Genomic DNA, 15261 nt, shown 5'->3' on the forward strand with positions numbered 1-15261 from the left:
GGAAGATCAGCACGCCGGTGGTGGCCACGTTGGCGATGGCGTACAGCAGGTAGGACAGCGCCACCCAGAGCAGCTGGTCGTTCTGGAACAGGGCCTTGAACGCCTGCAGCGGGCCACCGTTCTTCTGGGCCTTGGAGCGCAGGGCGCTTTCGCTTTCCTTGGTGCCGAACGCGACGGACCATGCGGTCAGGATGCCGAGCAGCGCCACGATGATGCCGAAGGAGGTCCAGCCGCTCTGGCTTTCGGTGTGGGAGCCGGTGAACACCCAGCTGAAGTAGGTGACGATCGGGATCACGACGACGGTGATGCCGTTGTAACCGATGGAGCCGGTGAAGGAGCCGAGGGCGGTGTAGGTGGAACGCTCATGCGAGTCGGAGGATAGCGCCGGAATCATGCCCCAGTAGGAGATGTCGCGCAGGGAGTAGAACACGTCGAGCACGATGAAGCAGATGACGAACAGCACGATGAAGCAGGTGGTGTTCACGTTGACCAGACCGAACATGCCGGTGTAGATCAGGATGAGCAGCAGGGACGAGACCAGGCCGCCGAGGAACTGCCATGGGCGGAAGCGGCCCCACTTGGTGCTGGTGTTGTCGACGATGTTGCCCAGCAGCGGGTCGATGAAGATCTCCGCGATGCGGATGATCACGACGAGGCTGGTGATGATGCCGATCAGCTTGGCCGCGACGCCTTTTTCGACGCCGGAGAACAGGCAGCTGGTCACATACACGATGAAGTAGGTGCTCAACGCATTGTAGAAGGCGGATTGGCCGAGGTTGCCGAACGCGTAGGCCACGCGCTGGCCGATTTTGCCGCGCTTGCCGCCGTTGGCGATGGAGGTTTCGTTACCCATTGCTTCTTCTCCTTAGAAGATCTCCAAGATCATCCGTTGATCTTGCACCTCAGCTTACATCTTTTATTCCCTAAAGTAAATTTGTTTACTAAATTAAGGGCGCGATGCAATCCCACATAACGTTCAAGAAATGCCCACATTCAGGTAATGCCTATCATCTACGACCAAACGTCAGACGGCCATCAGCATCGTTCCACAGCCTAACCGAACCGCCTCGGTCAGGCCCCTCAGTCTCAGCGCCCCCTGCGCCGACAACCCTCAGCGCTGCGGCGTGAAACTATCCCGCACCACCAAAGGCGAGGAGATGAACGTGTGCTGCCTGACGGCACGCTTGCTGACCAGCGACTCGGCGAGCATCAGCACGGCCGCGCAGGTCAGTTCCTCCTTGTCGATGTCGTACGACGACAGCGCGGGCGACGTGTATTTCGCGACTTCCTGATTATTGATGCTGATCACCTTGATATCGCGCGGCACCAGCACGCCCTTGGCAGCGAACGCCTGCAACATGCCCACGGCGAGCGTATCCGCCGCCACGATCACCGCATCCGGCAGGTCGTCCGCATGGTCGGCGACCATCCGTTCGCCCTGTTCACGCCCGTTGTCGACGGTGAATGGGCCGTCCGCATACACCAAACCCTCGGTATCCAAACCAAGCCTCGCGCTCCAATTGCCGAACGCGAAACGACGGATATCCTCGGGGTACGAGTGCTCCCCCATCATGGTTCCCGCACCGCCGATGAATCCGATCCTCCGGCATCCGCTGGCCTTGAGCGCGTCAAGCGCATCAAGCACGATCTGCTCGAGATCGGGCTGTACGGAGTCGAACAGGTTCGGCGCGGGATTGATGTCGATGAACACGCCGTAGGGCAGAGCCTCGTGGAGTTCACGCAGCTTGTCAGGCGGGAGCACCACCGGTCCCATCGAAATGAAGCCGGCATAGTCGCGGCCGTGCGCGATGAGGTCGTCGATGTCGTCGTGGATCGTCGCGTTCATGCGCTGCTTCTTGGCCTGGGCGGTCAGCACGTCGCGCAATTCGTCGAAATACGCATCCTGCAGGCCCTTGTCGGGGATGACGTTGTTCAGGATCGCGATGTCGCGCGGAATGATGATGCGCTGGTACTGCGAGGCGTTCTCGTACCCGAGTTCGAGGCTGGCGTTCAACACCTTCTGCCGGGTGGATTCCTTGACGGAGAACGAGGGATCGTCGTTGAGGATCCTCGACACGGTGGCCTGCGAGAACCCCGTGTGCTTCGCGATCTCCTTAATCGTGGCCATCGGCGCCTCGCCTCCCAAACCGTCACGCCCAATCGCGTTTACTACGCTAAATGAATTTACCTGCAACCATAGCATGTCATGAACGGCAGGCCACTCCCCCGCCCACCGCAGCGCACCACCACACCACAACACAACACAACACCACAACACAAAACAGCAAAAGGCCGGAACCCCGAGAAGGGATTCCGGCCAACGCGGCAGGTCGTGTACGGGAAAAGGGAGACCGTCCACGGACACCGCGCCATCATCACCGGGCGAGTTCTAGGCAATGGGACCGTTGCCCGGTGGGGTTGGAACCCGGTCCACAAGGCTATTGCGCCGGGTTCCGTGATCGATATCAGCGCGTCGATGCATCACCTGCAACCGCGCCGGCGTCACCAGCAGCGGCCGGAGCATCCGAGGCGGCGCCATTGGCGGACAGCGCATCCTTGTCCCAGGTCTTCTCCAGTTCGGCGACGATCTGCGCGTGCTTCTCTTCAGTCAGCTTCACACGGGTGAAGAAGATGATCAGGCCGATGATGATGAGCACGAACGGTGCCACGAACACAATGAGCTTGAAGTTCATTTCACCCTGTGCACTGACGTGGTTCTCGGAACCGGCGGTCATGCCTGCGGCGACGGCGGCGAAGCCGATGACCCAGTTGGACACGGCGCCACCGAACTTGTCGAGCAGCGGGCGGACGGACAGGGTCAGGGCCTCATCGCGGTGGCCGAGCTTGAGCTGGCCGTATTCGACGCAATCGGTGATGGTCATGAGGACCACGAGGAACACCAGCGGCTGCGGGATGAAGAAGAGTTCGGCGGCGACCAGCACGAGGGCCAGGGACTTGCCTGCGAAGAAGAACAGGACGATGCCGACGAGCATGATGGCGACGCAGCCGAAGAACACGTTGCGGCGGTTGAACTGCTGAGCGAGCTTCGGGAACAGCGAGACGGACACCAGACCGACGAGGGTGTTGATGGTGGCCAAGATGGAGAACTTGCTGGCGTCGCCGAGGATGTACTGGAAGTAGTACAGTTCGGAGGCGTTCAGGATGTTCACGCCGGTGGTGTAGGCGAGGTAGGACAGGGCGATGGCCATGAGCTGATCGTTCTTGAGCAGCATGCGGAACACGTCCTTGAAGCCCGTCTTGGTCTTGTTCTGGCGCAGCGTGGAGTCGACCTCGTGGGTGCCGAGGGCGACGCAGATCACGGAGATGATGCCGATGAGGGCCACGATGAAGGCGAACCAGAACCAGCCGTTCTTATCGCCGGAGCCGGACTTGGTGACGGAGAAGAAGAGGACGATCGGCATGATCACGACGCCGACGATGTTACCGCCGATGGTGGAGCCGACACGGGCGAAGGTTGCGGTCTTCTCACGCTCTTCGGAGCTGAAGGTCAGGGCCGGGACCATGGACCAGAAGCTGATGTCCTTGAAGGAGTAGAAGATGTCCATCACGATGTACAGCACGGCGAAGATGAACAGGTAGAGCATGGGGTTGGACTCGTTCATTCCGCCCATGTCGGTGAACAGCACCATCAGGGTAACGGAGCTGACGACACCACCGCCGACGACCCACGGCTTGAACTTACCCCACTTGGTGGTGGTGTTGTCGACCATGTTGCCGATGAACGGATCGATGAACAGCTCGACGATGCGCAGCACGGCGATGATCGTGGTGACATACAGGATCATGCGGTTGTTGTGCGCGGTGTCCGACGAGTTGAACAGGTGCGAGGTGAGGAACATGATCAGGTACGTCGACAGCGTGGCGTAGAAGATGTCGTGTCCGAACGCGCCGGTCGCATACGCGATGCGCGAGGTCATCACCTTGCTTCTGGATTGGGTTGACGAGCTCTCAGTGCTCATGGGAAGCCTCCTTGCTCCTTCATGTTGTTCCGTGTAGCACTATAGCTCGGTTTCACTTAAGCGAAATCTTTTTACTAAATTTCTTTCACGCGCGGCAATCCGTACCGCATCGCTTACATTCCGCCATTTTCATAAGAAAAATCGGGGTTTGCGCCACCACAAGCACAAACCCCGACTTTTATTTTTACTAAAATTCACGGTTTGATGACGAACGTGAATTCGTGATCCTGTTGGGCATCGATATGGAAGTCGGGCCTCACGTCGGAACCCCAACTGTCGATGCCACCCACGCCGCGCACCGCGCCGCACACCGTCAGCACGGTACGGCGGACCGGAGGCAGCTCGTTGTGATGAGTGGCGTTCTCGATCTCCTCCGGCGTGTACGGCAGGCAGGAGAACGCGAACGGCTCGGCACCCTCCGCCTGGGCGAACGTCAGCGAGAATTCGTCGCGCTCGTCGCGCCGCGAATTGTCAAGCACGGCATCGCGCGTCACCATGACCCGCTTGGTGCGCATATGCATACCGCAATCCTGCGGCACCAGATACGGCGTGACCGGCATGCCCTCGACCGTGTATTCGCCCGGCTCGCCGCCGGCCATGCGGTCGGGATAGGTTTCGCCGGAAAGACCCTCATAGGTGAAGCCCTTGGCCGGGGTCGGCATGATGAAACGCAGACCGAACGCCGGCAGTTCAGGCAGGCCTTCCTTACCTTCGTAATGCACCGTGACACCGATCGCACCGTCCGGAGTGACGGTGTAAGCCACGGTCACGGTCGTCGCGGGCACGACGGGCAGCGTGTACGTGTAGGTCATGGTCATGGTTTCGGCCTGCACCGGGCCACCGTACGCATTGTTGTCCGGGGAGAGCGGCTTGGCGACCGTCTCGCCGTCGACGCTCAACTCGGTCTTGCTGCAGGCGGCGAACATGTCCGCGCCGAGCCACATCGCCGACTTGATCGGGAAGCCATTGCCACGATCGTTGTCGGTGGTGGCGCGCCACACCGCCGGCCGGGGCGCGCGGTACAGCCATTCGCGACCGTCCACCTTGAACGAGACGGGGCCGCCCGCCTGCCACGAGAACAGATATTCGAAGTCGTCGCCGTGGACGCCCGTCACCACGTCACCGAATATGATTTCCATCTGCGTACCTTCCGTAGTAATACTTGACTTCCTGCATGGCAGGCTTCTCCGTGCGGTCGGCGAACAGCAGGCCGTCGCCGGAGAATTCATAATCGGAGCAGCGATCGTCGAAATCGCCGCCGTAGCACAGCGTCTTCTCGCCCGTCAGCGGGTCGGGCGCGTATAGCTGCTGGTCGATGTAATCCCAGATGAAACCGCCGAGGAATCCCTCGAAATCGTCGAACAGGTCCATGTAGTCGCCGAACCCGCCCAGCGAATTGCCCATATCGTGCATGAACTCGCACAGGATGTACGGCTTCTTCGGATTACTGGACATGTATGCACGTGCACCCTCCGGCGGATCGTACATCCTGCTTTCCAGGTCGGAGATGACGTCCTCGAACGCGCGGTTGTGGACCACGCCCTCGTAGTGCGTCAGGCGCCCGTCGTCCTTGCTCTTGTAGTAGGCGTCCATGGCCGCGATGGCGGTGCCCGCATACGATTCGTTGCCCATGGACCAGAACAGGATGGAGGGGTGGTTCTTCAGCGTCTCGTACTGCGTGACGGCACGGTCGACCACGACCTTCTCCCACACGCTGCTGTTGCCGGGAACATTGTACGAGGGCTCCACCGCGCCCATCTTCTGCCAGGTGCCGTGGGATTCGAGATTGGTTTCGGCCATCACGTAGATGCCGTTCCTGTCGCACAGGCGGTACCATTCCAGGCGATCCGGATAGTGGCAGGTGCGCACGGCGTTGATGTTGTTGCGCAACATCACGTCGATGTCGTGCTTCATGTCGTCCACGGTGATGGAACGGCCGGAGTCGGCGTTCCACTCGTGACGGTTGACGCCGAGGATGTACAGCCTGTGACCGTTGAGCGAGACCTTCACGCCGTCGCGCACGAGCTTCCTGAAGCCGGTATCCACCTGGGCCACTTCGCATACGTCGCCGGAGGCGTCGATCAGACGCACGTCGACGCGGTACAGGTTCGGGCTGCCGTTGTCCCACAGCTGCGGATCGGCGATGCCGGTGAACGCGAGGGTGGCGTCGCCGTCCTGTTCCGGCGAACTGGTCTGCGAGGCGATGCGGTTGCCTTGCGGGTCAATCACGCTCACTTCGGCGGTGGCGCCGGCAAGGCAGGACGCTTCCTTGGCGCTCAGACGCATGTCCACGGTGATCGCGCCGGTGCGCAGATCGTCGTCGAGCAGGGAGCGTACCGAAATGTCCTCGACATGGAGCTTGGGCAGCGCCACGAGCTTCACCGGGCGGAAGATACCGAAGAAGCGGAAGAAGTCCTGGTCCTCGATCCACGCCGCGGTGGAGCGCTTGAACACCTCGCATGCGATGGTGTTGGTTCCGGTCTCGTTGATGTACGGCGTCAGATCGAATTCCGAGGGGGTGAAGCTGTCTTCCGCATAACCCACGAAGTGGCCGTTGAGCCACAGGTAGAACGCCTGCTCCACGCCTTCGAACACCACATGGATACGCTCGCCCTGCATGTGTTCGGGCAGGGTGAACGTGCGCATGTAGGAGCCGACCGGGTTGTCGGCGGCGTCGGAGAACGCGCCGACGCCCGGATCTCCTTCGGTCAGGCCGGCGGGACGACGGTACACATGGCCCTCCCACGGGTACATGGTGTTGATGTACTGGTTCGCGTCGTATCCCGCGATCTCGATATGCCCGGGCACTTCGATGTCGTCGAAGTCGGCGGGGGCTTCGGCCTGTCGGTAGAAGCCGGCGGGCCTTGCCTGCGGGTTCGGTGAATACTTGAATTTCCAAGTGCCGTCGAGCGGCATGATCAGACCGCTGCTGTCGCGTTCCGCCTCACCCTGCGTGGCATAGCACCGGTGATCGCTGTGCGCGTCCAAGCGGTTCACGCGGAACACGTCTGGCCTGTCAAGCCAGCTCAGGTCCGCGCTCTGCATCGAGCTTGCGCCATCCATGGGAGCCTCCTTGCTCTGGGAACTATCTTCGTAAATTAGTTTACCTTGAATTTAGCAATCATTACTTTGTTTACTAAACAAACGGGGCCTCCCCGAAGGAAGGCCCCGTGCGGCGGTTGCGCCGCAATCACTTACGATCGTCGTACCCGTTCGGGTGGGTGGAATGCCATGCCCAAGCGGTTTCGATGATCTTCTCGATGTTGTCGAACTGCGGCTTCCAGCCGAGCACGGTGCGCGCCTTGTCGGAGGCGGCGATCAGGGTATCCGGGTCGCCGGGGCGACGCGGGGCCATCTCGGCGGGGATCTCCTTGCCGGTCACCTTGCGTGCGGCCTCAAGAATCTGCAGGTTCGAGAAGCCGGTGGAGGAGCCGAGGTTGAAGGCGTTGGACTCGTTGCCCTGACGCAGGTAGTCGACGGCAAGGATGTGCGCGTCGGCCAGGTCGAAGGGGTGCACGTAGTCGCGCACGTTGGTGCCGTCGGGGGTGTTGTAGTCGTCGCCGAAGATCATCAGCTTGTCACGCTTGCCCTGGGCGACCTGCAGCACGATCGGCAGCAGGTGGGTTTCGGGGCCGTGATCCTCACCGATGGATCCGTCCGGCTTGGCGCCGGCGACGTTGAAGTAGCGCAGGGCCACGAACTTGATGCCGTAGGCCTGATCGCACCAGCGCATGATCTTCTCCATCATGAGCTTGCTCTCGCCGTACGGGTTGATCGGCTTCTGCGGATCATCCTCACGGATCGGCATCTTCTCCGGAATGCCGTAGGTGGCGGCGGTGGAGGAGAAGACGATCTTCTTGACGCCGAATTCCTTCATCACCTCAAGCAGCTTGACCATGCCGGCGGTGTTGTTGTCGAAGTACTTCAGCGGTTCCTTCATGGATTCCGCGACCAGCGAGAACGCTGCGAAGTGGATCACGGCGTCGATGTCCGGGTTCTCACGGAACACGCCGCGCATGAAGTCCTGATCCGCCAGATCGCCCTGGTAGAACTTCGCGGCCGGGTTCACCGCGGCGCGGTGGCCGGTCACCAGGCTGTCCACGACGACGACCTTCTCCTTGCCGGCTGCGACCAGTCGGTCAACCATATGGGAACCGATGTAGCCGGCTCCGCCGAGGACCATAACTGTCATTGTTTACTTCTCCTTTGTTCCAAGGGTTTGAACAAACTTCATGAACGCGGCCTTGCCTTCGGGGGTGCGCTTGTACACACCCGCATCCTCCAGCACGCGGCTGAAGACCTTGCCCACGGCATCCTGGACGATGCCGGTGACGTTGCCCTCCGTCGCTTCGGGATGGGACCGCTTGATTTCATCCGCCCATGCACGATGATACTCGGCGATGTCGTTGTCGCGTCCGAGCACGTACTTCTCGACTTCCGCAAGCTCCTTCTGCAGGCGCGGGGGAAGGATGGCCAGACCCATGACCTCGATCAGGCCGATGTTCTCCTTCTTGATGTGCTGCACGTCCGGATGCGGATGGTAGATGCCGTCGGGGTATTCCTCGGAGGTCTGATTGTCGCGCAGCACCAGGTCGAGCTCGTACTCGTCGCCCTTCCTGCGTGCGATCGGCGTGATGGTGTGGTGCGGTTCGCCATCGGATTCGGCGAGCACGTTCGCGTCCGGATCGGAGTAGGAGCGCCATGCGTCGAGGATCTTGAAGGCGAGACGGACCATTTTGTCACGGTCCTTGCCGGCCAGGCGGATCACGGACATCGGCCACTTGACAATGCCGGCTCTCACGCCTTCGAAGCCGTCGAAGGCGAATTCGGTTTCGACCGGGGCCTTTTCCATGGCGAAGGTGTGACGGCCGCCCTGGTAATGCTCATGGGCGAGGATGGAGCCGCCGACGATCGGCAGGTCGGCATTCGATCCGGCGAAGTAGCCGGGGAACTGTTCGACGATGCCGAGCAGGCGGTGGAAGGTCTGTTCGCTGATCTTCATCGGCTCATGCTTGCCATAGAAGAAGATGCAGTGCTCGTTGAAGTAAGCGTACGGGGAGTACTGGAACCCCCAGCCTTCGCCGTCCATGTCGAAGCGCACCACGCGGTGGTTCGCACGCGCCGGGTGGTTGATGCGGCCCTGATAGCCCTCGTTTTCGATGCACAGCTGGCACTTTGGGTAGCTGGAGGTCTTCGCGTTCTTCGCGGCGGCGATGGCCTTCGGGTCCTTCTCAGGCTTGGACAGGTTGATGGTGATTTCGATGTCGCCGTATTCGGTGGGCACCGGGAAGTAGATGTTCTTGGCGATGGCCTTCGTCTTGACGTAGTCGTTGCGCTTGCTCATCGCGTAGAAGTCGGCGATGGCCTTGGCCGGGTCCTCGTCGTAGGTGTTCCAGAAGCGGCGGTTCACCACGCTGGGCGCGGGGGTGATGAAGTCCATCAGCTGGGCGCCGACGGTGTCCTTCTCGGCCGCGGTGTCACCGACCTTGCCGTTGCGTGCGGCGAGGTCCGCGAGTTCTTCCTTCAGTTCGACGATGTCGTTGGCATCGGCGGTGGCGGGCGCATCGGCTCCGTCCTCGCCGACGATCGCCATGACGCGATTCGTGAGGTATACACGATCGACTTCTTCGTAATCGCTGTTCGCGATCACCTGGCTGACGAATTCGTCCACCAAACCTTGTGCCATGTCAGGCCTTCCTTCTGTATTCCTTTGGTACGTTTTCCGTCGTCCGCCGTAACCGTGCGGATGTGCCGCGCGACGGGCGGGACCGCTTGCGATTCGCGAGTCGCGACTCGCGTTTCACGATCCCGCCCCACCGTGCGGATGCCGTGTCAGTTGTTGCGGGAGAGCACGCGGGAGCCGCTGGCGATTTCCGCGATGTAGAAGGCCGGGGCGTAGTCGACGACCTCTTCGTACTTGGCGCCGACGGCCTTGGTGAAGGCGCCGACCTTGTCCTTGTTCACGATGGCGATGGCGCAGCCGCCGAAGCCGGCACCGGTCATACGTGCACCGATCACGCCGTCCTGCTCCCAAGCGGTGTGCACCAGGGTGTCGAGCTCAAGGCCGGTGACCTCGTAATCATGCTCCAACGAAACGTGCGAGGCGTTCATCAGACGGCCGAAGCGGTCGAGATCGCCGGATTCCAGCGCCTTGCGGGCCTGCAGCGTGCGCTGGTTCTCCAGCACGGCGTGGCGGGCGCGACGGACGCGGGCGTCATCCTTGATGAGGTAGGCGTACTCGTCGAAGCTTGCCGCATCCAGCTCGCCCAGCGTCTTGATATCAAGCTTGGCGTTGAGCTCCTCGACGGCCTTCTCGCATTCGGCGCGACGCTCGTTGTACTTGGAATCGGCCAGTTCGCGGCGCTTGTTGGTGTTCATGATGACAATGACGTTATCGCCCAGATCCAGCGGCACGAGATCGTAGACCAGGGTGTTGGTGTCCAGATAGATGGCCTTGTTCTCGGCACCCATGCCGATGGCGAACTGATCCATGATGCCGGAGTTGACGCCGATGAACTCGTTTTCGGTGCGCTTGCCGATCTTGACCAGGTCGATGCGTTCCAGCTTCAGGTCGAACAGTTCCTGGGCGATGATGCCGATGAGCAGTTCCAGCGATGCGGAGGAGCTCAGGCCGGAACCGTTCGGGATGTTGCCGTAGACGAAGACGTCCATGCCACTGGTGATGGCGTGGCCTTCCTCGCCGAGGAACTTCAGCACACCCTTGGCGTAGTTGGTCCAGTTGTCTTCCTTCTTGTAGACCAGCTCGTCGAGGCGGGTTTCGATGATGCCCACCTCCTCGAAGTTGGCGGAGTAGAAGCGCAGCTTGTTGTCATCACGCTTCCTGGCCGCACCGTAGGTGCCCAGGGTGATCGCCGCGGGGAACACGTGGCCGCCATTGTAGTCGGTGTGCTCGCCGATCAGGTTGATGCGACCGGGGGAGAAGAACGTGGCGTCGGGCTGGGCGCCGAAGACTTCCTGGAACTTGACGGTCAGTTCGGCAGTATCCATGAGAAACTCCTTCGTTTGTAACTGCTGCTGTTGCTTGTAATTTTACCCAGTTTTACGTTTTCTCAAAATTTTTTACTTAACAAACTCGTTTGGCTTATTTCCAGTCGTTTTCAGGCAGAAGACACGCCACGCGTTCATGGATTCACCATTTCTACACAATAGGATTTTAGTAAATAAATACGGTTGTTAACCAACGCATGGCGATAGGGGACGGATTCGCTTGAGGCCGCGGAAAGCATACCGCGCACCGATGGGGGGAAGAGGAAAAATCGATACGCGGATCTGTGGTTGTGTGGGACGGCCTCTTTGACGTCCTATGTCGATAGGATACCCGATGGGGACGGGGAACCCGTATGTTTACTAAAATTCTGTGCCATAATGGGCACAGTCTCCCCGATCTCGCGCAACACGGAAGGAGTCACGATGACGGCCGACAAGCAGAAAGCCAAAGCCCCCACGATCAAAGACATCGCAGCCATCGTCGGGGTTTCCATCGCCACCGTCTCACGCGTGCTCAATCAGGACGAGACCATGTCGGTGAACGACAACACCCGACGTAAGATCTTCGCCACCGCCGAACAGCTCGGCTACAAGAAGCATCGCAGAGCCAACGGCAAATCCAAGAAGCAGCGCCGCGTCGTCATCGTGCAGTGGTACACCGAGCGCCAGGAACTGCAGGACCTGTATTACTACTCCATCCGCACCGGCATCGAACGCCGCCTCGAGGAACTCGGCTACGCCATCACACGCGTGTTCAACGATTCATCCAACGCCGACATCGAAGGCGCCGACGGCATCATCGCAGTAGGCAAGTTCAGTTCCGAACAGGTGCGCACCCTGGGCAAGTTCAACAAACACACCGTGTTCGTCGACAGCGATACCCTGAGCGCCGGATTCACCTGCGTCATGCCCGATTTCATCAATTCCGTCACCGGCGTCATCGACCATTTCCTGCACCACAAGCAGACCAATATCGGCATGATCGCCGGCGAGGAGTACAACGCCGACAAATCCGCCAAACTCGCGGACCGCCGCTACTACACGTTCCGCAACTATCTGACCGAGTGGAAACTGTACAACCCGAAGAACATGTACATCGGCAGCTTCACCACCAGCGACGGCTACCGGCTGATGAAGCAGGCCATCAAGGACCACCCGCGCGACCTTCCGCAGGCGTTCTTCGCCGCCAACGATTCACTGGCCATCGGCGCGCTCAGGGCATTGCAGGAGGCCGGCATCAAGGTGCCCGAACAGGTGAGCCTGATCTCGTTCAACGACACCGCCATCGCCAAGCAGGTGTTCCCGCAACTCAGCGCGGTCACGGTGTTCACCGAACAGATGGGCAGCACCGCCGCCGAAATCATGGACAGGGAGCTCAACGGCCGGCAGGTATCCCCCGTCCCGTTCATGATGAAATTCGCCACCAAGCTCACGCTGCGCGGCACCAGCATCAACTGACGCTCCGGTTCGTCGACTGGCCGCCGACCGACCGCCGATTCGGCGATTCGGCAGACCGGTAGAAACGTGTAGCAGCACCGCGTTTCCCGCACGAATCACAGGCGGATTGCATGCGGATCACGCAGCCTCAACGTTTTCTCAGGGATCTCTCAGGCTTCATCGAGTCTCATACCAGCATCGGGCGAGATAACCTTCAACAAATCCGGCTTAGTGTCTTATGTTGGAACTACCCGTAGTACAGCTTCGAGAGAACTGGAGAAAGTATCACATGTTCGTTCTCACCAACGCCTGGCACGCCCTCGGCAGGCACCGGGCGTATTCGATTCTGACCGTCATACTGGCGCTCGTCATGTCATTCGACGCCATCGTATCCTCCGCGGTATCGGCCAAGAGCACCGCAGCCCACGGCACCGAATACCAATCGCAGCAGCCCACCGCGGTGATCAGGCCGGGCGCGAAACTGCAGTCGCAGCTCAAAGGCGATGACGCCAAGGCCACGACCGAGCACTATCTGACCTTCACCGACTACTCCCCCATCGCAGTGAACGCGCAGAGCAAGTCCATCTCCTTCACCTACTCCTTCGCCGAAACCGTGCCCGTGCGCCAAAGCGATTCGCTCAAGGCCATCCCCGGCAGCGCCGACGAATCCGCCGACAAAACCGGCGGCGAGCTGCTCATGCGCAGCTTCTACGATGCCAAGGCCGTGAAAACCAATGACTTCGGCGCATTCAAACTGGTCAAGGGCAAGAACCTGAAGTACACCGACACCAAGTTCACCGGCGCGCTGATCTCCAAGGAACTGGCGGAGAAGAACAATCTGTCGGTCGGCTCCAAGTTCACCGTGGCCAATCCGACCGACGCCTCGAAGAAATACACCTACACCGTGCAGGGCATCTACGAATACACCGATCCCGCAACCGGCACGACCTACAAGCTCGCCAAGCAGAACCCCAACAACGTGATCTACACGGCCTACGCCACCGCGTACACCAACGGCCTCGACCCGGAGAAGTCGCCGAAGGGCACGTGGGCCATGCCGAACCTCGACATCACGTTCATGTTCGACAGCCCGGACGCGTACGACTCCTTCGCCAAGATCGCCAAGAAGAACATGCCCAAGGGCTGTGAGCTTTCCTCGCCGTCGCTCGAAGCCTACAACAAGAAGCTCGAACCGCTCGACGGCACCGCATCGTGGATGCGCATCGCCCTGATCGTGATGCTGGCGGTCGGCGGCGTACTGCTGGTGATCATCACGATCATGCGCACTTGGGTCACCCGCCGTGATGAGATCGGCATGGCGCTGGTCACCGGTGTCACCAAGCCGCGTCTCGCCTGGCAGTTCATTCTGGAAACGCTGATGCTGACCGTGGTGCCGGTGGCACTCGGACTGCTGATCGGAGGCTTCACGGCGAAGCCGATCGGCAATGCGCTGTGCGGATTCGAAACGCCGATGAGCGGATCGATCGTGGGTTCCATGATCTGGGATTCGCTGGGAGCCATCGTGGTGCTCGCCATCGTCGCCATGTTCGGCCCGGTGGTGTTCCGTAACCGCAACCTGTTCAAGCCCGCTACCGTCGGATCGGAGGAAAAGGCATGAGTGACAATATCGATAAGATCGACAGCAAGGACGAAGCGGTGACCGCCGCCACGGATGAGTCGAACGGCGCCGGCGAACCGGCCACCGGATCGAACGAGACCGCCACCGAATCGAACGGCGGTGCCGACGTGGAATCCATCGAATTCAGCGTCGAATACGACGATGCCGACGATACGGATGCCGAAGCGACCATTGCCGAGGCCGCAGCCGAAGCCGTCGCCGGCGCCGAAGCGAGCGCCACCGCGGAACCCGCGAGCGCCACCGGTGAGACCGGAAAGGCGAACGAAGCGGATGAGACGGATGCCAACACCGCGGCGACCGCGGCCAATGCGGATCATGTCGAGCAGACCCTGAAACTCTCGAAGGTCGACAGCGAATCCGGCAAGACGAAAACCGCCGCCGACCGCGCCTACGCCAAGACGAACCATCGTCTCGACAAGCAGGTGCGCGACCGCGTGCTGCTCAAGTCCTACCCCACGTTCTCGCTGAACCATGTCACCACGACCGCGCGCAAAACCGGCAGGCATGTGCTCGACAACCTGTCCCTGGCCTTCTACGCGGGCACCTTGTATGCGGTCAAGGTGCTGAGCGATGAGGATGATCCCGAGCAGCGTGCGACGCTGATGGCGGTGATGGGCGCATTCGAACCGCCGACTTCCGGCGAAGTGATGTCGAAGAGCTCGAATTTCACCGAATTGGAGCTTGGCGAGCTGCGTGGGCATCGTCTTGGCCTGGTTCCGCAGCGCTACGCGGTGCGCGGCGATCTTGACGCCGAAGGCAATCTGCTGTATGCCATGAACGGTTCCGGGCGAGGATTCCTCAAACCCAAGCCGGCGATCGCCCGCGATGTGCTGAACAGTGTCGGATTCAGTGAAGCCACCAGGGGTAAGAAGGTGCGCGAGCTGTCTCTGCTGGATCAGCGCCGCGTGTCCATCGCACGCGCCTTGTGCTGCGATGCGGAGACCGTGATTCTCGACGAGCCGACCAAGGGACTGGATGAGGCGGAGAGCGCCGAACTGCTCGAACTGCTGCAGCGCATTGCACGCGGCCGCGATCCCAAGCGTGCGGTGATCATCATCACCAGCGATGATGCCGTGGCCGAAGCCGCGCAGAAGGTTTACGATCTTACCGACTGAAGTCGTCCGATCTGATCCCCAAAACAACATATGGCTGTGTCCCTCCCCCTATCGGGAGGGGCACAGCCATATGCGCATTCAG

At 60.6% G+C, this 15261-nt stretch carries 11 protein-coding genes; 3 read left to right on the top strand and 8 right to left on the bottom strand.

Annotated elements, in window-relative coordinates:
* From BUB29_RS09030 to BUB29_RS09065, 8 genes are all read right to left on the bottom strand, one after another.
* Positions 1-853, bottom strand: an 853-nt coding sequence (locus BUB29_RS09030; protein WP_200784153.1) for a glycoside-pentoside-hexuronide (GPH):cation symporter, incomplete at its 3' end; no start/stop codon positions are given.
* 258 nt (positions 854-1111) lie between these two features.
* Complete coding sequence (locus BUB29_RS09035) at positions 1112-2128, bottom strand: LacI family DNA-binding transcriptional regulator (RefSeq protein WP_033523713.1); 1017 nt, start codon at positions 2126-2128, stop codon at positions 1112-1114.
* Between the two features lie 337 nt (positions 2129-2465).
* Positions 2466-3980 carry a glycoside-pentoside-hexuronide (GPH):cation symporter gene (locus BUB29_RS09040; RefSeq protein ID WP_234356135.1) on the bottom strand — a complete coding sequence of 505 codons (1515 nt, stop codon included), beginning with the start codon at positions 3978-3980 and terminating at the stop codon, positions 2466-2468.
* A gap of 194 nt (positions 3981-4174) precedes the next feature.
* Entirely contained in the window at positions 4175-5119 is a 945-nt protein-coding gene (locus BUB29_RS09045; protein WP_033523712.1) for a beta-galactosidase small subunit, read from the bottom strand.
* Positions 5100-7043 (bottom strand): glycoside hydrolase family 2 TIM barrel-domain containing protein, encoded by a 1944-nt coding sequence (locus tag BUB29_RS09050; RefSeq protein WP_081888433.1) that lies wholly within the window; start codon positions 7041-7043, stop codon positions 5100-5102. The genes BUB29_RS09045 and BUB29_RS09050 overlap by 20 nt, the downstream gene beginning before the upstream one ends.
* 127 nt (positions 7044-7170) lie before the next feature.
* Positions 7171-8172: a UDP-glucose 4-epimerase GalE gene (gene galE / locus BUB29_RS09055; protein ID WP_033523711.1), complete on the bottom strand. Its 1002-nt coding sequence runs from the start codon at positions 8170-8172 to the stop codon at positions 7171-7173.
* Positions 8173-8175: 3 nt separating this feature from the next.
* On the bottom strand, positions 8176-9666 hold the full coding sequence (gene galT, locus BUB29_RS09060; RefSeq protein WP_033523710.1) for a UDP-glucose--hexose-1-phosphate uridylyltransferase: 1491 nt from the start codon (positions 9664-9666) through the stop codon (positions 8176-8178).
* A 146-nt stretch (positions 9667-9812) separates the two neighbouring features.
* Positions 9813-10988 (bottom strand): galactokinase, encoded by a 1176-nt coding sequence (locus BUB29_RS09065; RefSeq protein WP_033523709.1) that lies wholly within the window; start codon positions 10986-10988, stop codon positions 9813-9815.
* 423 nt (positions 10989-11411) lie between these two features.
* Between BUB29_RS09065 and BUB29_RS09070 the strand changes: the two genes are divergently transcribed.
* The 3 genes from BUB29_RS09070 (at position 11412) to BUB29_RS09080 (ending at position 15179) form a co-directional block, all read left to right on the top strand.
* Positions 11412-12446, top strand: coding sequence for a LacI family DNA-binding transcriptional regulator (locus tag BUB29_RS09070; RefSeq protein ID WP_033523708.1), 1035 nt, complete (start codon positions 11412-11414; stop codon positions 12444-12446).
* Positions 12447-12714: 268 nt separating this feature from the next.
* Entirely contained in the window at positions 12715-14043 is a 1329-nt protein-coding gene (locus tag BUB29_RS09075) for an ABC transporter permease (RefSeq protein ID WP_051915147.1), read from the top strand.
* The gene (locus tag BUB29_RS09080; RefSeq protein ID WP_033523707.1) at positions 14040-15179 is read left to right on the top strand and encodes an ATP-binding cassette domain-containing protein; all 1140 of its coding nucleotides are present in this window, start codon (positions 14040-14042) and stop codon (positions 15177-15179) included. Before BUB29_RS09075 ends, BUB29_RS09080 begins: the two co-directional genes overlap by 4 nt.
* The last annotated feature ends 82 nt before the right edge of the window (positions 15180-15261 follow it).

It is taken from the genome of Bifidobacterium merycicum DSM 6492, from assembly GCF_900129045.1.
Lineage (GTDB): Bacteria > Actinomycetota > Actinomycetes > Actinomycetales > Bifidobacteriaceae > Bifidobacterium > Bifidobacterium merycicum.

What these genes read in the sequence shown, in the direction of transcription:
- BUB29_RS09035 (WP_033523713.1), bottom strand. Translation starts at nt 2,128, where the DNA reads ATGGCCACGATTAAGGAGATCGCGAAGCACACGGGGTTCTCGCAGGCC.
- BUB29_RS09040 (WP_234356135.1), bottom strand. Translation starts at nt 3,980, where the DNA reads ATGAGCACTGAGAGCTCGTCAACCCAATCCAGAAGCAAGGTGATGACC.
- BUB29_RS09045 (WP_033523712.1), bottom strand. Translation starts at nt 5,119, where the DNA reads ATGGAAATCATATTCGGTGACGTGGTGACGGGCGTCCACGGCGACGAC.
- BUB29_RS09050 (WP_081888433.1), bottom strand. Translation starts at nt 7,043, where the DNA reads ATGGATGGCGCAAGCTCGATGCAGAGCGCGGACCTGAGCTGGCTTGAC.
- galE (WP_033523711.1), bottom strand. Translation starts at nt 8,172, where the DNA reads ATGACAGTTATGGTCCTCGGCGGAGCCGGCTACATCGGTTCCCATATG.
- galT (WP_033523710.1), bottom strand. Translation starts at nt 9,666, where the DNA reads ATGGCACAAGGTTTGGTGGACGAATTCGTCAGCCAGGTGATCGCGAAC.
- BUB29_RS09065 (WP_033523709.1), bottom strand. Translation starts at nt 10,988, where the DNA reads ATGGATACTGCCGAACTGACCGTCAAGTTCCAGGAAGTCTTCGGCGCC.
- BUB29_RS09070 (WP_033523708.1), top strand. Translation starts at nt 11,412, where the DNA reads ATGACGGCCGACAAGCAGAAAGCCAAAGCCCCCACGATCAAAGACATC.
- BUB29_RS09075 (WP_051915147.1), top strand. Translation starts at nt 12,715, where the DNA reads ATGTTCGTTCTCACCAACGCCTGGCACGCCCTCGGCAGGCACCGGGCG.
- BUB29_RS09080 (WP_033523707.1), top strand. Translation starts at nt 14,040, where the DNA reads ATGAGTGACAATATCGATAAGATCGACAGCAAGGACGAAGCGGTGACC.